Origin of the sequence: Mucilaginibacter sp. PPCGB 2223, assembly GCF_001705515.1 — a bacterium.
GTDB lineage: Bacteria > Bacteroidota > Bacteroidia > Sphingobacteriales > Sphingobacteriaceae > Mucilaginibacter.
In genome coordinates, this window is sequence record NZ_MDJS01000001.1 from 743,995 (window position 1) to 769,977 (window position 25,983).

A 25,983-nucleotide genomic window follows, 5' to 3' on the forward strand; every position below is an offset into this window, starting at 1 on the left:
CATCCATTCAATATGAAATCTATCTGTGTATTCTGCGGGGCCAATTATAATGGCGACCCAAACCTCAAACAAGCCATCGGGCTTTTAGCTGATGTAATGGTAAACCGTGATGTAACACTTGTTTTTGGCGGCGGCAAAGTGGGAGTAATGGGACTAATGGCCGATGCCGTGCTGGACCGCGGCGGCAAAGCGATCGGAGTTATCCCAACGTTTTTAATGGATAAAGAGGTTGGCCACACGGGCTTGACACAAATGCATATTGTTGATAACATGCATCAGCGCAAGCAACTGATGAGCGATCTGAGCGATGGGATTATTACCCTTCCGGGAGGATTTGGCACGCTCGAAGAATTTTTTGAAGTGTTAACCTGGTTACAGCTTGGACTCCATAAAAAGCCAATTGGCATATTAAATGTTAACGGCTTTTACGACTTTTTACTGAAGCAGATGGATGTGATGGTTGAACAGCGCTTTTTAAAACCGGCTAACCGCGAACTGGTACTCACTTCAACCGACCCGATAGAACTGGTCGACCTGATGTCGAAATTTGATGCTAACCCCGACGATGTCTGGTTTAAAGAGCGCAACCTGATCTGATGGTAAATTTTATACTCATAGCGATATGTATTATCGCGGGGATGCTTTTCCGTGCGTCAAAAACCTTACCGGCGGATGCGCACCGGGGTATCAACGCCTGGATCATTTACCTGGCCCTTCCCGCAGTATCGTTTAAATATCTGCCGCATATTGTTTGGTCGCGCGAATTGCTCGCGCCGATTTTAGCACCTGTTATTGTATGGCTCGGCGGCTGGCTACTGGTGACCATCTATACCAAACTTAAACCTGCCGATCAGCCAACCAAAGGTAGTTTGCGCCTGATGAGTGGTTTGGCCAATACCTCGTTCGTGGGCTTCCCGCTTATTGCGGCCTATCTTGGCGAAAAATACATCAGCATCGCCATTATCTGCGATCAGATAACGTTTCTGTTGTTATCTACTGCAGGTGTAGTTGTGGCTATTAACGCTTCAAAAAAGTCGGCACTGTCGGCCGGAATTGTGCTTAAACGGGTATTGCGTTTTCCTCCGTTTTTGGGATGTGTCGGCGCCTTGGTATTGCCGCATTTTATCGATATCTCTGTTGTCGATCCGTTATTTGATAAGCTTGCGACAACAGTTGCACCGTTAGCTTTATTTTCAATAGGACTGCAATTACAATTTAAAGGCTGGTTAAGCGAGTTTAAAAATATCTCAGTTACGCTTGCCTATAAACTCATATTAGCGCCCGCTTTGGTATTTGGCCTGTTTTTTTGCCTTGGATTTAAAGGCGTTACACCTCAAGTTGCCATTATGGAAGCTGCTATGCCCACGCTTTTAACTGCGGGTGTTGTTGCCGACGAATATGATTTGAACCCCAAATTATCTAACCTTATTATCGGTATTGGTATTATCCTGTCGTTGTTGACGACTGCCGGGTGGTATTATATCACCAGGTAGTTACCAATCCAGTTTTACTAATGCTACCCCTTGCCGTGGAAGTGTAAATTTTACGGGTAAACTGCCATTAACAACAGTCATTTTAGCTGGCGGCCCCATTGTTTGCAATTGCCCTGCTTTTTCCAATTCGCTTATTTGTGCCTGTGTTGGGTTTTGAGGTGAACCCATTTTTTTCCAAACTTCGTACGAATTGCTGTGCTGATCATCGATCCGGTATTGGGTTACCGTAGCTTTTGCTGACGGAATGTTTTTGATGTTGACCGTTACCGGTTCGCCCGATGATTGTTTATCCTCATCATGGTAGTTCCAAACCATTATTGCGGCCGTATGCACATCGGCGGAAGCCAGGGTGCCAATATCTGTTTGTGCGCCGCGCACGCTCGAATCCAATACCATCTTTAACGGATACATGCGGTTATCTTCAGCCTTTAAACGATTGCCCTTCATCATCCCATACATCCTAAAGACATTGAGTACCGGTTTATCTACACCGTTCGTCGACAGGTCGCGGAAGCCGGCAAACCAGGGCTGACCTTCAAACTCGAACGACCAGCTCACGGCGCCTAATAAATTCATATCGTACTCGTCCATCAACTCATATTTTCGCGCGAAAGCTGCCGCGGTATAGCTCGAATACATGGTACCGTTACGGTAAGCGTTTTCGGGATTGGTAGCCATGCCGCAGGCTGCGCAGCCTTCCGGGTCAGATTCGCCGATAATTACCGGGATATTCTTCAACTCGGGGAACAAACGGATATTTTTAAAATGATTGTTGATGTTTTGCAGTTGCTGTTTCACGTTCATCACTACTACGCCGTTAACCACCTTGGGTGATCCTTTCGCATGAAAAAGCACAATATCCAGCGGCGAGCCTATCTTGCCGGTAGAATAGTTGGTATCGCGCAGGCAATGTTTGATGAAGTTAGCCTGGTATTTCATCGCACCACCAGTAGCATCGGCACCACCCACTTTTGCTGTGGGCAAGGCGCGTTTTACACCATCTGCAGCATAATCATACAACTTGTAAAATTCCTGCACCGTGCCTTTCCAATAAGCGCCGTCGGGCTCGTTCCAAACTTCCCAATACCAGCTTTCAACCTCTTTTTGCCCGTAGCGGTTCACACAATGCTTAACCCAATTGTAAACCAGGTCGCGCCATTTGTTATAATCCTTTGGCGGATATGCCCAGCCGGTCATGATCTTCGTATAGGACAAGCCAGGTTTCCACTCGTGTTTGTAAGGCTCGGGATGCGTAGACAGTGCTTCGGGCATAAAACCAATCTGCGCCAGGGGCTTCATACCCCGCTTGATATACGTATCAAAAATACTGTCGACGATATGATAATTGTAAACCGGATTGCCTTTGGCATCCTCGGTATAAATATTGGTCGACCCCCATTTCAACGCAGCGATCCCGTCTCCCGACGTCATCAGGTTATGCGCCCGCACATGTACCGGTACCGGGCTTAAAGCTGCTATTTCCGAAAGCAATTTTTTGCCATCCTTCATATATGTATAGTTCGGCTCGTCGTAACCAAACCATGCCCAAATGGGTTTCATAGGTGCTATGGTTTGTTTCAGATCGATATTGACAGTAGCCGGAGTTTGTGCCTGTACACGGCAAATAACAGCCAGCGACAGCGTAAATAGAGCAAGCTTTTTCAAGATATGAGGTATTGGTTTATGAATTGTCTAATATACACTTTTACTTTTCTTTTTTAAGAAAAGCCCGTTCGTGTGCTAAAAATATTACATCGCGCAACATGTCTTTCCTAACTTTGGTCAGGTCGACAAAAGTGCAACCCTGTAAACCCCATTTATTGGGTACCGGGAAGAAGATAGTGGGATCGTATGGATGAAAAAGAGATTGATCCGTTGGCGAAAGTTTAACCATTATGCGTTGCTCCTGTTGCCAAAGTGTAGTGAAGATCTTTTTATTGGCCTTTAACGCCCGCAAGTGAAAATGATCTGTCTCTTCCACATCGCCAAACGAGAAGGCGATCTGCCTTACGGTGTCCATATCAATTGCCATAGTTAAAATTAGTAAATTTGTTGGATGACGATTGAAGATATAGAAACCTTTTGCGATAGTTTTCCGGGTGTTACTAAGGATATTAAGTGGGAAGATCATTTATGCTTTAATGTGGGCGGCAAAATGTTCGTGGTCACATCGCCAGATGCTGTACCGCCATCGGCAACTTTTAAAGTTACCGATGAAGAGTTTGAGGAAATGATAGCACGCGATGGCTTTAGCGCAGCAGCATATATCGGTAAATATAAATGGGTAAAGGTTGATGATATTAACCTGCTGAGTAAAAAAGAGTGGGAGCACTACGCCAGGCAATCGTACAATCTGATCACTTCTAAACTACCGACCAAGGTTAGAGCCGGTCTGGGCTTGTAACCGATTTCCTACTTCATCCGGAAAATACTAATTTGCAGGCCGATCAACCATTATTTTTCTTTACCGATGGCCAAAAACTTTATCATCCGCCCACGCTATTTTATACCTTCAATCGCTTTGTTTTTTGGCTATATCGCCTTTCAGATTGAAGATAGTGTTAAAATAAGTGGTTGGTTGCTAATGTTGTTCTTCCTGTCGCTGGCATTGGTTTTTCAAAAAGCCGATAAATTAAAAGGGTTTTCTTTCCCGCTCATCATTTTCGCGGCAGTGAGTTTGACGATGTATTACCCGCAGCATTTTGTAAGTTTTAACGGTTTTAAACTATCCAAACTAATTATCCCGCTGCTGCAGATCATCATGTTCGGTATGGGCAGTGAATTGAGTATGAACGAGCTTGCCACCGTTTTTAAAATGCCGAAAAAGATATTGGTAGGCGTGATTTGCCATTACACCGTGATGCCGCTCATCGGCTTCCTGTTAGTCAGTGTTTTCAGCTTTCCGCCCGAAATTGCTGCCGGGGTTATTTTGGTAGGCTGCTGCCCGAGCGGACTGGCATCTAACGTTATGTCGTACCTTGCCCGTGCCAACCTTGCCCTGTCAATAGCAGTAACTACCGTTTCAACATTACTGGCTCCATTGTTTACACCTTTATTGATGCGCATACTGGCAGGTAAGCTTATCAAGGTGAGTTTTTGGGCTTTGGCCTGGGATACCACCCAGGTGGTGATTTTCCCGATACTGGCAGGCTTATTGTTCCACTTTTTAGTGCGTGGTAAACTCAAGTGGCTCGATAAGATTATGCCGATGATATCAATGATAGGCATTGCGCTCATCATTATGGTAATTACCGCCAGTGGCCGCGACGCCCTGTTAAAAGTTGGCGCTTTGCTGATGCTTGCCGTGCTGATCCACAACATGCTGGGTTATACCCTGGGCTATTGGTTTAGCCGACTTTTAGGTTTTGAGGAGAAAGATTGCCGCACTATATCGCTCGAAGTGGGTATGCAAAACAGCGGGTTGGCTTCCGGACTGGCTTTAGGGCTGGGGGGAATAGGCACGGTTGGGCTGGCCTCGGCTATCTTTGGCCCGTTGATGAATATCAGTGGTTCATCTCTGGCTACCTGGTGGCACGGCCGTATCCCGAAAGGCGAAATTGACCCGGAAAAGCCTATTTAACATATTTTAACTAAATCTATCAGGTCTTAAATTAAACTACCGCATTTGCAGCTTGTCATAATTACAAAAAACAGGATTATGAAAGCTCAAATTTTAGGCATCTCCTTAATGATCGCCTTATTCGGAATAAGTACTACAACTTTTGCACAAACCCAGTTCGACCGTACACACCCTCGTCGCGCCGAGGTAAACAGCCGCATTGCCCGTCAGGATGCGCGTATCCATCACGAAGTACGCGAAGGCGAGATCAGCCGCACTAAAGCTGCCCGTTTACATCGCGAAGACCACAGCGTACGCCGCGAAGAACGCCGTATGGCAGCCCGCGATCATGGCCATTTAACCCGCCGCGATCAGGCACGTTTAAATCACCGCGAAAACCGCATCAGCCGAAGAATAGGTAGGTAGTTATTACCGAACAATCATATATAATGAAAGGGCTTCCCAATGTAACGGGGAGCTTCTTTATTTTAATGCCCTGATAATGGCATCGCACCAAAATTTTCCTAATGTAATATCACCCTTTTTATTGGGATGCAGGTAAAATACACCATCCAGTCCGTTCTCAGCTTTAAAATCGGTGAGGTGGTTCTCATCAAAATATTTATAGCCTTTGGTATCACCTAAATAAACGTGATGGGGATTGATTTTGGCGTATTCCTTCACCAACGCATCGATCTCTTTGTGATAAAGTAATACCCGGTCTTGCCCTTCCTGCATATAGGCCGCGCCACGATTATGAGTATTATTGCTGTACCAGATAGGATGGTTGATCACGATCTTACAAGTAGGATAGGCGGCCAGCAGGCTATCGGCTATGGTTTTTAAATTAGCATGATAGTCCTGCGGTGAAACAGGCGAACCGGTAGGGCCTTTGATGGCGCTGTCGTTAGTACCCAGCATGATCGAAAATACAAGCATAGCTTGTTTATCCGTATAAAAAGCATCTGCTGCCGCGCGTACTTTGGGGTACGACTTATGTGTCGCCGGTAAAAAATCCACTGTAGTGTAACCGCTGATACCCTGGTTAGCTACCTGCACTGTTTTAAATTTACCGCTTTGTACCAATGCGCTATCGGTATAGTTGGGCGGAGTTTCATCTTTTTGAGTAGTACCATGGGTGATGCTGTCGCCGATGAAAACAACATTGATACTGGGTTTTTCGCGTAAAGCAAATGAACATAACGCAAGCGCAACTATCCCCCAAAAGGCAAGGTTTCTGTTTTTCATAAGTAAGACCAATTTACATTAATTGAACTAAATTCTTTCATTTAAGCTATACATTCTATTTTTACCGGCAATATGAGCTACACTGTACCCGAGCTTCGTACTGTTAACGTTACCCGCTATGTTACGCCTTTGCGCGAGGGTGGCTCGATGCCTGCCATTGCCGAAGCTGATGATGATTTTTTGTACGTTATCAAGTTCCGCGGAGCAGGGCAGGGTATTAAAGCGCTTATCGCTGAATTAATTGGCGGCGAGATCGCGCGTGCTTTAGGCTTAAAACTTCCAGAGATCGTATTCGCAAATCTTGATGAAGCCTTTGGTCGTACCGAACCCGATGAAGAGATACAGGACCTGCTGAAAGCAAGCGTTGGACTCAATCTCGCGCTGCATTATCTTTCAGGAGCTATTACTTACGACCCGGCAGTTACCAAACTCGATGAAACTTTAGCATCACAGATCGTTTGGCTCGATTGCCTGCTGATGAATATGGACCGTACCGCCCGTAACACGAATATGCTGCTTTGGCACAAGGAGTTATGGCTCATTGATCATGGCGCTTCGCTGTATTTTCATCACTCCTGGCAAAGCTGGCAGGAGCAGGCCATTAAGCCTTTTGCCTTAGTGAAAGACCATGTGCTTTTGCCACAAGCTGCACAGTTGACCACGGTCGATGAGCAGTTTAAACCCATATTGACCAATGAATTGATAACTACCATTGTTGGGTTAATACCCGATGAGTGGCTCACCGTCGATGCGCCTTTTAATACACCGGAGCAGCATCGCGCCGCTTATATTGAGTTTTTAATCACACGTATAGCACATTCGCAAACTTTTGTAAACCAGGCACAGCATGAACGGGAAGCACTTATTTGAATATGCCGTTATCCGCGTTGTGCCCAGGGTAGAGCGCGAGGAATTTATGAACGTGGGCGTCATCCTGTTCTGTAAAAAAGAAAAGTTTTTACAGGTAAAGTTCAATATCGATGAGCAACGCCTGTGCGCTTTCGCGAAAGATATCGATTGTACCGAGCTCAAAGAACATATTCAATCCATCCAACGCATCTGCCTCGGCGAAAAAGCCGGCGGCCCGATAGCCCAGTTGGATATAGCCTCACGTTTCCGTTGGCTTACCGCTACCCGCAGCACTATCGTGCAGCCATCAAAAGTACACCCGGGCTTTTGCGCTAACGCCGCCGAAACTTTAGACAGGCTTTTTGGCGAATTGGTGTTATAACGATCCCTCCCAACGGGACGGAATCGCACGCGCCGATGCTTATCAAAACACCAAATTATTTCTTCTCAATCCACAAACCCACCGGCCCCATCAAACCCGATTCGGTTAACCGGTATTGCCCGCCAAAAGGAGGTGTATAGCTATCCAATATTTTTTTGCCTTCCGGAGCCCGCTGGTCGCCTATCAGGCGGTTTGTCCACTCGTTGGTGACCCTTACTTCCAGTTGATTATAGTTACCGCTCCTGATATAGGATGTTATATCTATTTTGTAAGGCGGTTTCCAAAGTGTGCCTGCTTCATGTCCGTTAACATAAACTTCGGCAACATCGCCAACCTTGCCCAGATCCAGTATCACCTTTTGCCTCAACGTATAGACCCTTTCACTTATTGAAAAGAAAGTTTTATATGCTGCCGTTCCCGAAAAGTATTTAATACCGGTGTCGGCACTCATCGTCCACGATTGTAATTTGAGCATCTCTATTTTAGCCGGCGCACCCATCTTCGGCGGAAAGCTTACATCCCATTTTCCGCCAATATATTTAACCAATTCGTAAGGATATATAGTTACTTGTCGGGTAGTTTCGGTAGCCGTCTTGTTAAAGGTTACAAATACAGCCTCGCGTTCATCCAAATGCAGTGGTACGATAGTTTTATTGCCGTTAATGGTATAGCTTGCCGGGCTTACTGAGCCATCATCCGCGTGCCACAATTCGGCTTCCTTGCCGCTTACTCTAAACCGGGCCTCAATATCTATAGGCTTATCCGTACGGTTAGCCACAAAATAAATATCGTTACCGCCATCGCGACGATGTATCCAGCTCAGATCGCTATCCAAAGGTTTATCAAATTCCACATCCGGTTTAACCGATGCTGACTTTAGTACATCTTTTAAAGGGATACCCCAATACACGTAGCCTTTGCCAACCGTACGTTGTGTACGGCTTATACCATCTAAGTCGCCCCAAACATCATCGGCCAATTGGGTTATTTCATCAGTCTGATCTTTACCGCTGTATCCGGGTGATTTTGTGGGTCGCGGGCCGAGGATAGTTGCCCCGTTTGCTGCCAGTTCCTTTACTTTTTTGAGTGTCGAAAGGCTTAATTCATTGGCTTGCGGCAGTACCAATACACTGTAAGTCATGCCATCGGGCATAACCAGTTTACCGGCAGCATTGACACTCATCCGGCTGATCAGTGCATCGGCATTAATAAAATCGTATTGATAACCATCGGGTAAAGCAGGTTGAATGCCCGCACCCCAGAATGGCATGGTGGACGGCGCGCCTTCGTTAAGTAAATAAGCTACATCAGCCACATACAAACCTTTTTGCAGCATATATGAGTTACGCGATACATAATCTATAAAAGGTTTGGCTTGTTCTGCCCAGGTAATATTGCGGTTGATATGCGTGCCTACCATTACATTACCCGGTTTGGTATCGAGCGGCTGGTGTGCCGAGGTGTGAAAAACCAGGCGGTTAATGCCCTGCGTAAACCAATAATCACTAATTTTTTTGAGCGTATACGGCGATTCGTAATTACCGCCGGTAAATGATTCGGCTGCGATGATATTCTTACCGTAAACATGCCCCGCCGAGGCCGCGCCCCGTACATCCATATAATACATTGATGATGGGTGCAGGTCTTTCACCCAAAACTCACCCATTGGGATGTTGACATACTTTTTGTTGAGCAGGGCGTCTTCTGTACTTTCCAGTGATACGCCGCCCGCTTCGCCATACACAGCTATGCCTTGTTTGTTAAGATAATTGGTGACTATGCCGTATGTATTTTCAGCTATCAGATCAACCAGGGTGCGCCTGAAGTCCCACAAAACCTGGTCGCTTACCTCTGCGCTTTTTACGATGCGGCCGGTTAGCGCAGGCAGGTACAAGTTCAGATCATAACCCCGGCGTTGTAAAAACTCGAGCGGCATATTCTCCGTCCAGTTTTGTATGCCGGCTTCCCAGCTATCCATCATCACATAATTTAAGCGGGTGCCGTATAATTTGCCTAATTCTTCTTTCAACGGTTGGGTGTACCCGTTGATGTAGGCCTCCATGTGCTGCTTACTTAGTTTATCGGCTTCCCAACCCAAAGCGGCGGGTACTGCCGGCCGGTTCTTTGCCCCGGTTTGCGAATAACCGAATCGCATAATGGTATAATTTCCAGGCGGAATATTCCAGCGTAGTGTACCATCGGCTTCCATTTTACCTGTCAGGATGATAATGTCGTCGGGATTTATTATCGCATTCTTTCCGACCGTGGGCGTTTCAGTGTTACTATACTCAAACAACTGGTTAAAACCGGCTTTTTCTTCATATCGGTTAACCCGTCCTCCCGAAAACAGTTTCATCTCACAAAGCTCATATACGCTATCGGGCTTGGTTTCTGTTTGTGCGATCACTTCGCCGGGTGTATAAGCAGCGCTGGTCATCTCCAGTTTAAAGTATTTGGCGCTGGTTTCGGGGAAAGCAAAGGTGCGTACTCCGCCTGCACGATAGCCCTGCTTGCCGGGAAGAACAACTAATGTCTTATAATTAACCCCATCTTCACTGGCTAAAATTCGCCCGAACGGGATGCCTTTACGGGCTGCTATGGTTATCGCTTTTGCTTTAAATGGCTTGTTAAAAGTATATAACACCCAGGCTGTTCCGGGTTTGCCCGACGCTGTTTTTATTTTTACTGATGAGTTTAGGTCATCGTCTAAAAGAGGGGCGAAGCTGTCCGCGGCGCTACTCGCGCTTATGGTTGGCTGGTTATCCGCCATCGTCAATTCATCAGGCGGAGTAGGGAAGGCTATCACGGCGAAATCGGCATAGTAGCCATTGCTGTTACCCCAATTACGAATAGGCCCGATAGTAGTTGGCGGATGTGGTAAAATGCCTTTAAACGCCTGCCCGCCGATTACATTCATCTCGCTCCAAACCAATTTTTTCATGGATTGGGACGGCTTTACCCAGGTACCGCCTGTTAAGCTCCAACCCGCCGAACTGAATACGGCCATCTCCAACCTAAGTCTTTCGGCTTCGGTTGCGGCAAAGTGTACAGCGCTCAGCCATTCGGGCGAGCCGAATATGATTTTAGTATCGGTATTCTGACCACTGCCTGCGTTAACATCGGCCAGCTGAAAACCAGCTATGCCCACCTTACTCATCCATTCCAGGTCTTTGGTGATGCCATCTTTGCTTACGTTACTCTTCGTCCAGTGCCACCAGACACGCGGACGTGCCGATGCCGGAGGTTTTAAAAACCGGTACTTCAGCGTATCGCTACCCTGTGCAAATGATGTATTATAAACTACTGTTAAACAGATTGATATAATAATTAACCTGAACCTATTTTTCATTGTTTGTTCAATAGATATTTTTTAAACGGATCGCCTTTTAAAGTACGCAGCCCCTCAACTACACAGGCAGCGTTCAATTTGGCGCCGGCCTCAATAGTATGTGTATGGTCTTTAGGGGTAAAGTATCTGGCCATCACCGTGTCGGCACCAAATCCATCATATTTATCGGCAATGATCTTATTCAGATCAATAACCTCAACGCCCATTTGTGCAGCCACTTCTTTATCTATCTGCACATATTCGGCACCAACACGGTCAACCTTGCCATCTTTCCACATATTGCGCGGTACCAAGGTTAGTACGACAGGTATACCGCCTTTTGCCTTAGTTTCGCGAATGTATCTGCGGATATTCCAACCGAATGAATGAGCCATCACAGTTTTTTGTGTACGAGGATTGGTCACCTCAACACTGTCGTCGCCATTGCCTTTCAAAGTAGTTGGATTGCCATCGTTATGGCCGAATTGGATCAGCACATAATCCCCGGGTTTTATGAAGGGCTCAACTTTGGCCCAAAAACCTCCGGTAACAAAGCTTAAACTGCTTGTACCGCCAAAGGCTTTGTTCTGCACCGATATTTTAGTGGTATCAAACAGGTTCTGGATAAAACTTCCCCAGCCCCATAAACCGCCGTCACCACGCCCATAAGTGCCATTGCGCACTGTAGAATCGCCGATGAGCCACAAGGTTGGCTTTGGGGCCGGCTTGAAAATAACAAACGATGACAGTAACGCGATGGCTGCTATCAAAGCGACCTTGTACGCGCTTTTCATGCTTCTTCCGGTTGAATGGTTCATAAAAATAATCAAGTTAACGTTATTTATCCCAAGCGATATTATGCTCGGGCATGGCATCTCCGGCCATCTGCAGTAACTCTATCGCATTTAAACACCATTGGGATGTGCCATTTGTCGATACATTCCTGATTTCGTACAATGGCTTAAGCACCGCAGGGCCATTCAGTAATTTAGAATCAAATTTGTTAGGCCCGCTACCAAAGCGCCCTTGTCCCGATGGTAAAAACTCGTCCCAGGCACGTTTGGCGTATTTAGGATCTTTAGTTACGTAGTAAGCATAACCTGGTTGGCGTGCATAATCACCGGCGCTATCACCTAATTTTATGCTTACCCCAAATGCGGCTTTAACTTCTTCTTCGGGAGCGCCATATAACGAGCAGTATTGCAGGTACATACGGTTCCAGTCTTTGTTATTCAATATCGGGGTTAGCTCATAGGCCATTTCCATACCACCCATCAGCGTGGCTAAGTGCAGGTTGCCGATGTCTTGCGGGGCTATCTGGTAAATGTGGTTGGTTTTTGGGTCATAACCCATACCGCCGTCTTTGCCTTTGGTCGAGTAAAAACCGTAGGTCATTTTCGTAAAATCGTTCACGCCGACCAGTATTTTGTTCTTCCATTTAATATCGCCTGTACGTTCCCACTCGGTCATCCAATTGCCTACCAGGCCAACCCAATCCGGCCCGAAGCGCGCATGGGTGGGATACTTATCTTTCGGCAATATTTCGCGCAGCGGGTCAACATGCGCCAAACCGCTATCGGCATTCATGGCCGACTGATGCATGATATCGCCGGTGCGCTCGTCGGTAGTGAGGTAATAATAAAACCGACGTAAGATGGCCTGGCTCTCCCGTACTTCCTTCGAGCCATCGCCCCAGTGGTTTACGTTGTGGCGCGAGCCTAATCCGGCGTACGGACCTAAATGATATAGATCCACCTCGCTGGTATGGCGTGTCATGGCCTCGGCCATTTTAAAAATATCGGCGCGTCCGGTACGGAGATAACTATACCAAAGCCATATATCGGTCGATAACTCGGTATTATCCCACGCAAAACCACCAATGTCGTACTTCCAGGTATGGCGCGAGGCGTCGTAACTATGCATCACATCGCCATAGTTCCAAAAGCCGTACCATTCGCGCCTGTCAATTTCGCCCTGGTAAAAGGCGATGGCTTTATCCAGTTGATCTTCTATCCACTGTTTCCCTTTGGTCGATCGGTCGGGCAAGCTCCACATTCCCAAAGCGCCAACGCTGTGCAGGTACTGCGGTGTGGTGGTTAGCAATACAGTATTGTTTGTTGCAGCGGCATTGGCTGCCAGTTGCTGGTTGTCGGGTATGGCAGTGTACGGGTAGATCATGATCTCGCTGGTACGGGCAACACCATGCGGTGTGCTAAAGCCTTTCTGAACATCCTCGTAAGTGATATCCAGGCTGTGCGCTACCGTATCGTAATGCCTCATATCCATCGCATCCGAGTATGGCGACCACATCCATACATGTATTTTAGCTTCAGGAGTACGTGCGTCGTTGATTTCGAGCGCTGCAGGGTACGATTGCCAGAAGTTTTTTAAGGACATCGCCAACCCGCCTGTGACATCACCAACAAAAGCCAAACCGGTAGCACGTTTGCCACCGTTAACATCCAGCCAGCTGCCGGCGCCATTAGTGCGTTTTTGGATGTTGAAGCCATCGGCACTGCTTTGCACCAGCTTATAATCGTTCCAACTGGCCATTTCGTGGTATAAGGTTTTGATATTTTCAGGAACAGTTTCCACGTTCGGGATGAGTTTACCTTGTGCCTGATCATTGATATACTGGCTTGGCCTGCGACCGTTAAGCGGCTGTACAGGTTCGGCCCAAATGCCCTCGCCCTCGCCCGAGAAACGCACGTGCCGGTTCTGCAACTGCTCGCGGAAAGGCACCGAAAAAGTTAAACCCATACCTTTGATAAAATCCTTTTGATCGTCGCCATCAAATATCATGGTATGTAAGATCCGGATGTTATCCACGTTTTGGTAAAAATACAGGCGCACAATAAACGGGAGCAGGGTACGGCTGCCGTTACTTAGTTTTAGGTTACCTTCAATACGTACAACTGCGCGTATCGGTCCGATTTGTTCGATTACAACGTTTGATATATTGCTGCTGTATCTTTGCTTAACAGCGCTGGTATTGATATCCGCATCCGATTGATTTTGAAGGATGCATTCCAGCTTACCGTTTTTTGCGATAGCCTTACCATTTAGCGTAATAGCAGGGATAAGTATTTCTCCGTTTTTGGCAATATCACATTGCAGATGGCCTGTGTTAACATGGATGGTATTGCCATCGTCGGTAACGAGGGTGCGGGCGGCCATCGATTTCATTCCCTTTGCGGGAGCAGCATTTAACGATACATTTTTATTTGTCGAATCGCCTACTGTTGCAAAGGCAGTCCATTTGATAGAGCCATCCGGCCAGTAAGCCAGGTCCCAGCTTTGCAACGGCATGATTTTACCATCAGCTGTCAACGTAAAAGCTGTGTTTGCCTTAACTTTGCCCTGAGGCCACGGCACGCCCCAGCTTACACCTGTCGGCATAACCGGCGTACCGCTCAACCAGCTTAATTTAACGGCATCAGTTGGGTTCTGGGCCTTGGTTAAAATAGTGTTTAACAATAAAAAAATCGCCGGTAAGGCAAAAAACTTGCGGCAGGTAGTAAAGCTCATCATCGTTAAAATTTATACTGGTTGTATGTTCGGTGTTTTAACCGTGTTTATATTGGTTTTCAGCAACTAATGTAAAATACTGCACCATGTTTGGCATCCTGTAGTGTTATGGTACCTGCGTAAAATTTTTGTTGTAAAACAAGTGGGTTTTTAAAGCGCAGGTAACGGGCATAACATGAAACAAGTTAAGAATAACAAGTTAAAATAACTGAAAAGCAAATAATTGTAGTAAATTTATCGGTTGATAAAAATAAAGCTATTTGTCATAAGCAATGATAACCCCCCGGTATTATATTTTAGGGCTACTGATATTATTGGTTAGTATTGCAAATGCGCAATGCCCTGAGAACATCGGTTTTGATTATGGTAATTTCAAAGACTGGCAGGGAGCAAAGGGTATTGCCAGCACGAGTGATGGTAGCCTGGTTTTTAACCAAACAGGTATTTTTAGTGATATACACACGCTTTTTTATGCTAAAGATAACCAGGTCGATCCTTATGGTCACTTTCCGATCGTTAGTCCGAACGGGAGCAGTACCTGCGTGAGATTGGGCAATAATACGACAGGTACAAACAAGGCGCAGCAACTAAGTTATACATTTACAGTACCGGCAAACGATCCTGATTATAGCATTATTTACTACTATGCGGTGGTTTTTCAAAATCCAAGCCATGCCCCATACCAGCAGCCAAGATTTACCGCAAAGGTTTTTGATGTTACGGATAACCAATATATTACCTGTGGAAATTTTGATTTTGTAGCATCGTCAGGTTTACCCGGATTTCAAAATGCAGGGAATAGCGTATATTATAAAGATTGGTCGCCGGTCACAATTAATTTACTCGGCTTTTCGGGTAAAACATTGCGTTTAGAATTTGCAACAAATAATTGTACCCTTGGCGGACACTTTGGTTATGCATATATCGATATTAACCAGAACTGTACATCACCTATATCGGGCAGCACATTCTGTACAACAACTGCTTCGAAGGTGACACTGGTTGCGCCATCGGGCTTTGCACAATACTTTTGGTATAAGGGTAACGATTTTTCTACGGTGATAGGGCAGGCAAGTACCCTCGATCTGGATCCGGCTCCGGCAATTGGGAGCACGTATTCTGTCAGGATAGTGCCGTTTCCGGGGATAGGCTGCGAGGATACTATTCATACAACAATAAAGGGTGTCGAGTCGATAGTTTTCAAGGTAAAGGATACAATTTCAACATGTTCATCCAATGGGATAGATCTTACGGATACATCTGTCACATCTGGCAGCAGCCCGGGCTTTACGTATACTTATTTTTCTGATGCGGCATGTACCAAGGGTATCGTAGGGCCGCAAAGTATACTCACCAGCGGGGTATATTATATCAAAGCAACAACGCCAGGCGGATGTTCGTTTGTTAAGCAGGTTAATGCTTATGTGTTTAATCAATCGAGCCTCGTTGTCAATAACCCGGCACCCGCCTGTAAATCACAGCCTGTTGATATTACTTTGCCTGACGTGACCAGGGGCAGCGATCCGGGACTTGTTTTTACCTATTGGACCGATATCGGCGCCACAAAAAAATTGTCGAATCCCGATAAGATCACTACTACAGGGGTGTATTATATTAAGGCGACAAGTGGTATCTGCAGTGTAGTAAGCCCTGTTTCGGTTACCGTGGTAGATCCTCCAAACCTTGTTATCAATAATCCTGCAGGGTGCCTCACAGTTGATATGACGCTACCCGCAGTAACTGCAGGTAGTGATGCCGGCATTACGCTGAGCTATTGGACGGATGCGGCAGCCACACAGGCAGTTACCGACCCTCATAACATAACCTCGAGCAACACGTATTATATCAAAGCGGTGAACAGCACAGGGTGCGCAACAATTGCGCCGGTATTGGTAGATGTAAAGCCGGTCCCGGTTGTCACGATAACAAATCCGCCGGCTGTTGTATTTCCCGAAACGGTAGATCTGAGTACCACGTTTACGCCACAAAGTGGGTTAACCTATAGTTATTGGCACGACGCTGCTGCCACAATACCTTTAACTAACGCTACCGCAATCGCCAGGCCATCAACTTATTATATCAAGGTATCTAATACAGGTTGCAGTACAATCTATCCCGTTAAGGTTACTATAGGCGCGCCGCCGGCTATCGATTTCAGCCTGAATACCTTTACACCGAACGGAGACGGAGTAAACGATATTTTTAAAATTAAAGCGCCTGCATCAATCAAACTCAAGTATTTTAAAATATACAGCCCATGGGGGCAGCAATTGTTTGAAACTGCCGACCTTAATAAAGGCTGGGATGGGACATACCAGGGTAAACCAATGCCAATGGGTACCTACTATTGGATATACAACGCGTATGATACCTATACTAATTTACCCTTATCCCAATCAGGTAGTATAACTATAATACGATGAATAAGGAGGTGGGTTTCTTTTTAATTAATATCAAATCAATAAAATTAATAAAATTTCCATTTTTGTATTTTAAGCTCATATATTTATAATTCATCTAATAATTGATATGAATTCGCTAACTTTAATTGTAATATTGTTAATGCAATTGAAACCACCTCTAACTTTACACATATGAAAAAAACCTTTACTCTGATTTTATTTGCGGCTTTTATAAGTATGAAAGCCAGTGCGCAGGATGGGATTAATGATTTATTTAAAGGGAATCCGAGCGATGTTAATAAATTATTGAACGCCTACACCGATCCTTTATTTAAGGGTTTTGGCAATAGCTTGAATGGCGGTTGGACCAATACAGCCCGTACACAAAAGCTATTAAGGTTCAATATCCGTGTGAGCGCCACCGTAAGCTTTGTTTCGGATGCTGACAAAAATTTTGATATCAACTCACTTGGGTTGTCGAACATTAAACCAACCAATGCAGGACAATCTGTTACTCCGACTTTTGGCGGTACAGGTAGCACCGGCGCTGCAATAACGGTAACCGACCCGGCACACCCTACCGATCCTAATTATACCTATAAGACCAATTTGCCGGGCGGCGTAACACAATACATCCCAGCACCGCAAATTCAGCTTACGGTAGGCTTAATTAAGAATACCGATGTTACAGTGCGTTTTATACCAACTACCAAAATTACGGATGACGTAGGTTCGGTTGGGATGTTCGGTGTTGGTTTAAAGCACAATTTTGCGCCCGATTTGAGCAAGACCCTGCCGTTCGACCTGGCTTTGGCAATTGGCTATACCCATTTAAGCTATGAAAAACCTATGGATGTTCGTAAAAATGATAACGTAGCTATTCCGGGCCAATCATTAAAAGGCGACTTTACCGGTTGGAATACCCAGGTTATTCTTTCTAAAAGGTTATTGTTTTTTACACCATTTGTTTCTGTTGGGTACCTATCAAGCAATACCGATGTTGGTTTAAAAGGTTCTTATCCTTTTGTAACCGGTGTTACCAATACAGGACAACCCGTTTACACAAACTATTCTGACCCAATTACTGTTAACGGCTCAAGTGCGGCAACTAATAGTGCGCGTGCAGATGTTGGTTTTCAGATGAGTTTCTGGGTACTTAAATTATATGCTTCGTACAGCTTTGCCGCTTATCAATCTGCAAACGCAGGTATCGGTTTGGGATTTTAAAAATATTACTAACTGACCTTTTTGCAAAGCCCTGGGTTTTTAACCCGGGGTTTTGTGTTTTTGATCGGGATGATAGTTTAATACAAGAATGAGCTAAATAAATACCATTAGTATACTATGCGGATATTTACATTTGTTGTATAAACTTAGCCAACACTTTAATGTGCAGATATTCCAAAAGCTTTGCCGCGTTTGTTTTCCAGATCGCGGTTTGTACCACGTGTGCTTTTGCACAGCAATCCTATACCTTGCCCGACGTTTTAACCATGAGCAATGGCAAAAAGGTCACAACGGCAAAACAATGGTTTAATCAACGCCGGCCGGAATTATTATCCCTGTTTAAAAAAGAAATGTACGGGCAATCGCCCGCCAGCCCGGCAAACATGAGCTTCAGGGTGTTTGATGAAGATAAGAAAGCTTTAAACGGCGAAGCTATTCGTAAGCAAATCACCGTTTATTTTACCGGTAAAGCAGATGGCCCGCAGATGGACATCCTGTTATACATCCCGAACAATGTTAAAAAAGCAGTTCCGGCCATAGTGGGCTTAAATTTTGATGGTAACCATGCCGTCAATGCCGACCCGGGTATTAAACTTTCGGCCAGTTGGTTTGATAAAGGTAAAAATGTGGTAAACAACCGGGCTACCGAAGCGATGCGGGGCACTAATGCCAGTCAGTGGCCGTTGGAAACCATTATTGGCAGGGGCTACGCCGTGGTCACGGTATACCGTGGCGACATTGCGCCCGATCATGATCATAATTTGAATGAAGGCGTTTTTCCTTTATATCCCGAATTGCAAAACCGCCCGGATAATTTCGCCACCGTTAGTGCCTGGGCCTGGGGCTTGAGCCGGATATTGGACTACCTGGAAACCGATAAAGCTATCGACAGTAAGCATGTGGCCGTTTTTGGCTTTTCGCGATTGGGTAAAGCAGCGTTGTGGGCCGGTGCTACCGACTCGCGGTTTGCTTTGGTGATCAGCAACGAATCGGGTGCAGGCGGAGCGAAACTTTTCCACGAAACCGCCGGCGAAGGGATACGCCGTTTGTCGACCAAATTTCCATTCTGGTTTTGCGATAACTTTAAAAAATATACCGACCAGGATTCTGTTTTACCTTTCGACCAGCACATGGTTATCTCTCTGGTGGCTCCCCGGCCCATCTATATCGCCAGTGCCGAAGGCGATCTCAACTCCAATCCGAAAGGTGAGTTTATGGGCGCCCTGGCTGCCAGCCCGGTTTATAAATTATTAGGAACAAAAGGCTTGCCTGCTTTAACCATGCCGCCCGTAAATACTCCCATTATCGGGCGCATCGCTTACCATATCCGAACAGGTACACATAACGTTACCGATTTCGACTGGGCGCAATACCTGAATTTTGCCGACCAATACCTGAAAACGCCTGCTAAGCCATGAGGAAGTATTTGTTCGTTATCCTGGTATCCGGGGCGCTTTCGCCTGTTTTTTCGCAGGTAAAAGTGGTTAATCCACGTTGTGAGTATAAAATTGATCCTATAATTGAAACGCTAACACCCCATCTAAGCTGGGAACTGCAATCGGACAGCAGGGGAGTCGTACAAACTGCCTACCGGCTGTTAGTTGCCGACAATGCTGCATCGCTCGAAAAGAACATCGGCAATATATGGGACTCAAAGAAAGTTTTATCACCGGCATCGATACAGGTAAAGTATTCGGGCATGAAGCTTTTATCAGCAAAAAAATACTATTGGAAGGTGATGGTGTGGGATAATAAAGCTCATGCTTCGCCATGGAGCACAGTTGCCGGCTGGCAGATGGGTTTATTAACTGCTGACGATTGGAAAGGCGCTAAGTGGATCGCTTATGAAACTATGCCCGACTCTAACCGGATATTGCCGGGCATTACACCTAGGGGCGGCAAAAAGATATCTCCCGGAAAAGATATCTTGCCCATATTCCGCAAAAGATTTAATGTAAATAAAACGGTAAAAAGCGCTACCCTGTTTATTTCGGGTCTTGGCCATTTTGAGGCCAGCCTGAACGGCGAAAAGATCGGCGATCATTTTATGGATGCCGGGTGGACAAATTATCAAAAGCAGGCATTATATGTTGGGTTCGACATTACCAGGCAGCTGCAACCTGGTCAAAACGCCATCGGTGTAATGTTAGGCAATGGCTTTTACTTTACACCGAGTGGGCGATACCGTAAGTTAACGGTAGCCTATGGTTATCCGAAAATGATTTGCCGCTTGCTGATCGAATATGCCGATGGTACATCATCCGATATTATCAGCGATCCTTCGTGGAACGTTGCGCCCGGTCCAATCACCTTCTCGGCTATGTACGGCGGCGAAGATTATGATGCTACTTTAGAACAGAAAGGCTGGGACACGCCGGTTTTTGATGATCGTCAATGGAGACCTGCAATAATTACCGAGGGCCCCGGACAGCTTAACATGCAAATGGAAGAACCGGTAAAAGTGATGCAGAGCTTTTCCGCCAAAAGCATTACAAAGATTAAAGATGCCGAATATGTTTATGATCTTGGTCAAAACTCGTCGGCCATACCGCAGATAACGGTCAAAGGTAAAAGGGGCGATACCATCATCATCACCCCGGCCGAACTGGTCAACGCCGATGGTACCGCTAATCAAAAAGCTACAGGCAGGCATACCTATAAATATACTTTGAAAGGCGATGGCGAAGAAACCTGGAGCCCCCGTTTTACTTATTATGGTTTAAGATACCTGCAGATCGACGGCACCCCGCAGATTATCAGCGTTAAAGGGCTGCATATCCGTAACGGAGCCGATAAAGCAGGAGAATTTAGCTGTTCGAACGATTTGTTCAACAAAACAAATACCCTGATAGATTGGGCAGTAAAAAGCAATATGGTGAGCGTTTTTACCGATTGTCCGCATCGCGAGCGGCTGGGCTGGCTGGAGCAGGATCACCTGATGGGTAACTCACTGCAATACAATTACGACCTGGTAAACCTGTTTAAGAAGTGTGTGAACGATATGCGGTTCGCACAAACGCCCGATGGGTTGATTCCCGAAATAGCGCCCGAGTTTACCGTGTTCGGTGATGGTTTCCGCGATTCACCCGAGTGGGGCAGTGCGGCAATACTCGTGCCATGGTATGTTTATCAATGGTATGGCGACAAGCAGGTTTTAGCCGACAGCTACGAAATGATGCAACGCTATTTAACTTATCTCGATAAACTGTCCGACCGTGGTATCTTAACCGAAGGCTTGGGCGACTGGTTCGACCTGGGGCCCAGGCGTCCGGGCGTATCGCAGCTCACATCAAAAGGCGTAACGGCTACTGCAATGTTCTACTACGATCTAACGACAACGAGCAAAATAGCGGCGGTGTTGAACAAACCGGCCGATGCGGCTTATTATACTTCGCTTGCGGTCAAGGTGAGAACAGCTTTTAACGTTAAGTTCTTTAATAAAGAGACAAAACAGTACGATACGGGTAGTCAGACAGCCAACGCAGTAGCAGTTTATATGAAATTGGTTGAACCTCAATACAAAAAAGCCGTTGTAGAAAACATAGTAAAGGACATACGCGATCATAACAACAGTTTTACCGCAGGCGATATCGGTTTCAGGTACCTGTTAAAAGTGTTGGACGATGAAGGCCGCAGCGATGTGATATTTGATATGAACAACCGCAGCGATGTGCCCGGATATGGCTATCAGTTGGCTAAAGGGGCCACTGCATTAACCGAATCGTGGCAGGCTCTGCCATCGGTATCAAATAACCATTTCATGTTAGGGCATATTATGGAGTGGTTTTATACGGGTTTGGCGGGTATCCGCCCGGATGATAATGCAGTAGCTTATCAGCAAATAGTCATCCGTCCCGAACCGGTGGGTGATGTTACTTCTGCAAAGGGTAGTTACCACTCGGTTTATGGTACGATTACCAGCGAATGGAAAAAGACCACCGATAGTTTTGATCTGTCAGTAACCATCCCGGCCAACACTACTGCCACCATTTACCTGCCGGCCAAAATTGGTTCAAAAATTATGGAAGGCGATAAAACGCCAATCTCAAAAGTTTCTATCGTGAACAACAAGGCCATAATCAACATTGGCAGCGGTGCCTATCACTTTAAAGTAACAGATTAAGCTCTCTGATTTGCGCCTCTAAAATGTTAAATTATATCCCTTTTTAACCATTTAACGATACTTTTTATATATTGGCGGCCGAAAAGGGAAACCGGGCCAAGCCGGTGGTGGGTAAAGGTATACAACCAATTATGCAGCCATTAATTAACTATAAATACATCTTTCGTTTACTGGTTTTGTTTTTAGTATGTGCGCTCATGGGCGTTCAGCCGGCTGGGGCACAGCATAAAAAACCAGGCAAAAAGCCGTCGGGCAGCTCAAAAAGTTCAGGCAAAAAATCAAGTCATAACTCATCAGGCGGTAGCCATAAAAAAACTGCAGGCAGCAGTAAGGGCAAGTCGTCGCACAGCAGCACAAGCCACGGTAAAAATTCAAAAAAAGGGAAGCATAGTTCAGGCTCATCGTCGCGGCATAAACACGGCCATCATGTTAAGGAGCATTTCAGGGTGATGCATTATACCGAAACCCAGCATAACGACCTCGAGTATGTAACCGATAATTCGGATATGCGCAATGCCTTTCAGCACCCGCCTGAAGGTGCCAGGCCCTGGGTTTTCTGGTATTGGGACCAAGCTGCAGTATCGCAGGCCGGCATCACTGCCGATTTAGAGGCCATGCGCGATAACGGCATCGGCGGCGCTTATCTGATGACGATTAAAGGCGTGCAGAATAACCAGCCGCTGGTTAATCCACCGGTGGTTCAGCTAACCCCTCAATGGTGGCAGATGGTCAAATACGCCATGAACGAGGCCGACAGGCTGGGCATTAAACTGGCCATGCACGATTGCGATGGTTTTGCTGTTGCAGGCGGGCCCTGGATAACACCCGAAATGTCGATGCAGAAAGTAGTCTGGTCGCAGGTGTTGGTGCCGGGTAATACCATGTTTAACGACACCCTGCCGAAACCACAAAGCACCAACGGTTATTACAAGGATATCGCAGTTTACGCTTACCCGTTGGATTTTGGCCAGGAAACCAATACACAAAATCGTAAACCACATATTACCACCAATAAAGCAGGCGCTGATGTACAGTTTTTAGCAACACCGGGTAACCGCAAAAGCTTTAGCAGCGATTCGGCCTGCTGGATACAGTACGCATTTGATATGCCTTTTACTTGCCGCTCGCTAACAGTTCATCCAAGCAGCGGCAATTACGAGGCGCAGCGCCTCATTATCGAGGTGAGCGATGACGGACGCACCTTCAGGCGGTATACGCAGTTAGAACCGCCCCGTGCCGGCTGGCAGGATAGCGATGCGCCTAATACCTACGCAATTAAGCCCGTTACGGCTATGTATTACCGCTTTGTATACGATAAGAACGGTACCGAACCCGGCGCAGAAGACTTGGAAGCCGCCAAATGGAAGCCAAACTTAAAGCTTACCGGCATCGAGCTTTCGTCCGAAGCGCGGATTAACCAGTTTGAGGGCAAAAACGGCGAAGTTTGGCGCGTAGCTAAACGTACTACAACAGCCGAGATACCCGACGCAGCATGTGTTCCTAAAAACAAAATCATCGACATTACCAGGTACCTCGACGCGAGGGGCCGACTTAACTGGACCGTGCCGAACGGGCAGTGGGTTATTTTACGCATGGGTAATACCTCGACCGGGCATATGAACGAAACCGGCGGGGCAGGCAGGGGCTTAGAATGCGATAAATTTAACCCCGAAGCTGTCCGCCTGCAATTTAACAGCTGGTTTGGCGAAGCGGTTAAGCAAGCCGGGCTCGACCTGGCCGCACGGGTGCTGAAGATATTCCATGTGGATAGTTGGGAGTGCGGCAGCCAGAACTGGTCGCCGGTATTTGCCGATGAATTTAAAAAACGTCGTGGTTACGACATGATGCCATACCTGCCCGCAATGGCCGGTGTACCGGTACAAAGCGCCGACGTATCCGAAAAGTTTTTGCACGATGTACGCCAAACCATCAGCGAATTGCTGGTAGATAAGTTTTATGTAACGATGGCTACCCTGGCTCACGAAAAAGGCTTTCAGTTCAGCGCCGAATCTACGGCCCCGACTATGGTCGGCGATGGCATGCTGCATTATAAGGAGGTTGACTTGCCGATGGGCGAGTTCTGGCTGCGCAGCCCTACGCACGATAAGCCTAACGATATTCTGGATGCCGTTGCCGGCGGGCATATCTATGGTAAGAACATTATCCAGGCCGAAGCCTTTACCGAGGTACGCATGGCTTGGGATGAGCACCCCGGTATGCTGAAAACGCTGGCCGACCGTAATTTTGGCTTAGGCATCAACAAGTTTGTATTACATGTGTTTAACCAAAACCCCTGGCCCGATAAAAAGCCGGGTATGACCCTGGATGGCGTTGGCCTGTATTTTCAGCGCGACCAAACCTGGTGGAAACCCGGCAAGGCCTTTGTTGATTACCTTGCCCGCTGCCAAACCCTTTTGCAAATGGGTAAACAGGTGGCCGATATAGCCGTATTTACAGGCGAAGAAACCCCGCGAAGGGCAATACTACCCGACAGGCTCGTAAACATATTGCCCGGTATTTTTGGCGACGATGTAGTGGAGAGCGAAGCTAAACGTTTAAAAAACGAAGGCCAGCCCATGCACGTCATCCCGGATGGTGTTACCTCATCGGCTAATATGGCCGAGCCGCAAAACTGGGTCGACCCGCTGAAAGGATATACTTACGACAGCTTTAACCGCGATGCCTTGTTACGTTTGGCCACAGTTAAAAACGGCCGCATCGAATTGCCGGGTGGTGCAAGCTATGGCGCGCTCATCATACCCGGTTCAACCAAAATGTCGCCTGATGGCGGCAGTTTAATGTCGCCCGAGGTGCAGGATAAATTAACACAGCTCATTAGTGATGGCGCCACCGTGATCATGAACGGGCAGCCGATAGGCTCGCCGGGTTTATCATCAGTACTTAAACCAAAATACTGGGGCAGGGTGATCAAGGCGCCTTATAAAGAAGATACGTTTGATGGCCTGGGTATCGAACAGGATATCATCCCGTCGGATAGTTTGGATAATTATGTGCCCGATATTGCCTGGACGCACCGCACCGCTCCAGATTTTGATATCTATTTTATTGCTAATCAACAAAATATCGAACGCACGGTAAATATCTCGCTGCGCGTATCCGATAAAGAACCCGAGCTGTGGGACCCCATGACCGGCGAAACCTACCAACTGAACGATTGGAGCCACGAGAACGGCCGTACCAATTTTACGCTAAATTTTCACCCTAACGGTTCGGTGTTCATCGTGCTGCGCAAACCATCATCAAAAGATAACAACCGTGGCGCCAACTGGCCCGAATACCGCACCATAAAAGCCCTAAACGGCGTATGGAGCGTACAGTTCGACCCTAAACTTGGCGGCCCCGAACAGCCGGTGGTATTTACCACCCTAACCGACTGGAGTAAAAGCGATTACCCCGAAGTGATCAACTACTCGGGTACAGCGGTGTATACGCAGAATTTTGAATGGAACTACACCCTTTCGCACGGCCGGGTGTGGCTCGACCTGGGTAACTTGTACAACATTGCCGATGTAACCGTTAACGGCATACATTGCGGAACCGTGTGGACCCCGCCTTACCGCGTCGACATTACCAAAGCATTAAAAGATCGTAAAAATGTGCTGAAGGTAGAGGTAACCAATACCTGGGCCAACCGTTTGATAGGCGATCATAACCTGCCCGAAAACAAACGCGTTACCTCGACAACCGCGCCTTACAGGCTCGAAAACAAACGACTGTTGCCTGCCGGCTTAATGGGGCCGGTGAAGATCATCGAAAATGCCAAGAATGCGGTTGAAATAGGGCAGAATTAAAGGTTGGTGAGTGGTGAATTGATAAAGTCCCT

General features: G+C 46.6%; 18 protein-coding genes. 12 read left to right on the forward strand and 6 right to left on the reverse strand.

Annotation, left to right across the window (positions count from 1 at the left end; translation table 11 throughout):
• Nucleotides 1-12: 12 nt before the first annotated feature.
• Together BEL04_RS02970 and BEL04_RS02975 are read left to right on the forward strand one after the other, a co-directional pair.
• Nucleotides 13-597 (forward strand): TIGR00730 family Rossman fold protein, encoded by a 585-nt coding sequence (locus BEL04_RS02970; protein WP_066000025.1) that lies wholly within the window; start codon nt 13-15, stop codon nt 595-597.
• A complete protein-coding gene (locus BEL04_RS02975; RefSeq protein ID WP_066000027.1) occupies nt 597-1,493 on the forward strand; it encodes an AEC family transporter in 897 nt (298 codons plus the stop codon). The genes BEL04_RS02970 and BEL04_RS02975 overlap by 1 nt, the downstream gene beginning before the upstream one ends.
• On the opposite strand, the gene BEL04_RS02980 is transcribed toward BEL04_RS02975, so the two are convergent.
• Together BEL04_RS02980 and BEL04_RS02985 are read right to left on the reverse strand one after the other, a co-directional pair.
• Nucleotides 1,494-3,158 carry a beta-xylosidase gene (locus BEL04_RS02980; protein WP_066000029.1) on the reverse strand — a complete coding sequence of 555 codons (1,665 nt, stop codon included), beginning with the start codon at nt 3,156-3,158 and terminating at the stop codon, nt 1,494-1,496.
• 40 nt (nt 3,159-3,198) lie between these two features.
• Nucleotides 3,199-3,525, reverse strand: coding sequence for a hypothetical protein (locus BEL04_RS02985; RefSeq protein WP_083227740.1), 327 nt, complete (start codon nt 3,523-3,525; stop codon nt 3,199-3,201).
• Nucleotides 3,526-3,549: 24 nt separating this feature from the next.
• On the opposite strand from BEL04_RS02985, the gene BEL04_RS02990 reads away from it, so the two are divergent.
• The 3 genes from BEL04_RS02990 to BEL04_RS03000 all read left to right on the forward strand — a co-directional run bounded on the left by BEL04_RS02990 (nt 3,550) and on the right by BEL04_RS03000 (nt 5,478).
• Nucleotides 3,550-3,897, forward strand: coding sequence for an MmcQ/YjbR family DNA-binding protein (locus tag BEL04_RS02990; RefSeq protein ID WP_066000031.1), 348 nt, complete (start codon nt 3,550-3,552; stop codon nt 3,895-3,897).
• Between the two features lie 66 nt (nt 3,898-3,963).
• Nucleotides 3,964-5,073 carry a bile acid:sodium symporter family protein gene (locus BEL04_RS02995; RefSeq protein ID WP_066000032.1) on the forward strand — a complete coding sequence of 370 codons (1,110 nt, stop codon included), beginning with the start codon at nt 3,964-3,966 and terminating at the stop codon, nt 5,071-5,073.
• A 78-nt stretch (nt 5,074-5,151) separates the two neighbouring features.
• Nucleotides 5,152-5,478 (forward strand): hypothetical protein, encoded by a 327-nt coding sequence (locus BEL04_RS03000; RefSeq protein ID WP_066000033.1) that lies wholly within the window; start codon nt 5,152-5,154, stop codon nt 5,476-5,478.
• A gap of 57 nt (nt 5,479-5,535) precedes the next feature.
• Here the strand turns inward: BEL04_RS03000 and BEL04_RS03005 are convergent, their stop codons facing one another.
• Complete coding sequence (locus tag BEL04_RS03005; protein ID WP_066000036.1) at nt 5,536-6,300, reverse strand: GDSL-type esterase/lipase family protein; 765 nt, start codon at nt 6,298-6,300, stop codon at nt 5,536-5,538.
• A gap of 72 nt (nt 6,301-6,372) precedes the next feature.
• On the opposite strand from BEL04_RS03005, the gene BEL04_RS03010 reads away from it, so the two are divergent.
• Both BEL04_RS03010 and BEL04_RS03015 read left to right on the forward strand, forming a co-directional pair.
• On the forward strand, nt 6,373-7,170 hold the full coding sequence (locus BEL04_RS03010) for a HipA family kinase (protein WP_066000038.1): 798 nt from the start codon (nt 6,373-6,375) through the stop codon (nt 7,168-7,170).
• The gene (locus BEL04_RS03015; RefSeq protein ID WP_066000043.1) at nt 7,148-7,531 is read left to right on the forward strand and encodes a DUF3037 domain-containing protein; all 384 of its coding nucleotides are present in this window, start codon (nt 7,148-7,150) and stop codon (nt 7,529-7,531) included. Before BEL04_RS03010 ends, BEL04_RS03015 begins: the two co-directional genes overlap by 23 nt.
• A 55-nt stretch (nt 7,532-7,586) precedes the next feature.
• Here the strand turns inward: BEL04_RS03015 and BEL04_RS03020 are convergent, their stop codons facing one another.
• Genes BEL04_RS03020 through BEL04_RS03030 form a run of 3 tightly spaced genes read right to left on the reverse strand, consistent with a single transcriptional unit; the run spans nt 7,587 to nt 14,390 of the window.
• A complete protein-coding gene (locus BEL04_RS03020; RefSeq protein ID WP_066000046.1) occupies nt 7,587-10,880 on the reverse strand; it encodes a glycosyl hydrolase in 3,294 nt (1,097 codons plus the stop codon).
• A complete protein-coding gene (locus BEL04_RS03025; RefSeq protein ID WP_254659518.1) occupies nt 10,877-11,677 on the reverse strand; it encodes a rhamnogalacturonan acetylesterase in 801 nt (266 codons plus the stop codon). Before BEL04_RS03025 ends, BEL04_RS03020 begins: the two co-directional genes overlap by 4 nt.
• A 19-nt stretch (nt 11,678-11,696) precedes the next feature.
• Nucleotides 11,697-14,390 carry a Tat pathway signal sequence domain protein gene (locus BEL04_RS03030; protein WP_139112902.1) on the reverse strand — a complete coding sequence of 898 codons (2,694 nt, stop codon included), beginning with the start codon at nt 14,388-14,390 and terminating at the stop codon, nt 11,697-11,699.
• 269 nt (nt 14,391-14,659) lie between these two features.
• Between BEL04_RS03030 and BEL04_RS03035 the strand changes: the two genes are divergently transcribed.
• The 5 genes from BEL04_RS03035 to BEL04_RS03055 all read left to right on the forward strand — a co-directional run bounded on the left by BEL04_RS03035 (nt 14,660) and on the right by BEL04_RS03055 (nt 25,951).
• Complete coding sequence (locus BEL04_RS03035) at nt 14,660-16,810, forward strand: gliding motility-associated C-terminal domain-containing protein (protein ID WP_066000051.1); 2,151 nt, start codon at nt 14,660-14,662, stop codon at nt 16,808-16,810.
• Nucleotides 16,811-16,981: 171 nt separating this feature from the next.
• Complete coding sequence (locus BEL04_RS03040; RefSeq protein ID WP_066000052.1) at nt 16,982-18,016, forward strand: DUF6588 family protein; 1,035 nt, start codon at nt 16,982-16,984, stop codon at nt 18,014-18,016.
• Nucleotides 18,017-18,177: 161 nt separating this feature from the next.
• Entirely contained in the window at nt 18,178-19,434 is a 1,257-nt protein-coding gene (locus BEL04_RS03045) for an acetylxylan esterase (RefSeq protein ID WP_066000055.1), read from the forward strand.
• A complete protein-coding gene (locus BEL04_RS03050; protein ID WP_066000057.1) occupies nt 19,431-22,139 on the forward strand; it encodes a family 78 glycoside hydrolase catalytic domain in 2,709 nt (902 codons plus the stop codon). Before BEL04_RS03045 ends, BEL04_RS03050 begins: the two co-directional genes overlap by 4 nt.
• 71 nt (nt 22,140-22,210) lie before the next feature.
• A complete protein-coding gene (locus BEL04_RS03055) occupies nt 22,211-25,951 on the forward strand; it encodes a glycosyl hydrolase (protein ID WP_254659519.1) in 3,741 nt (1,246 codons plus the stop codon).
• The last annotated feature ends 32 nt before the right edge of the window (nt 25,952-25,983 follow it).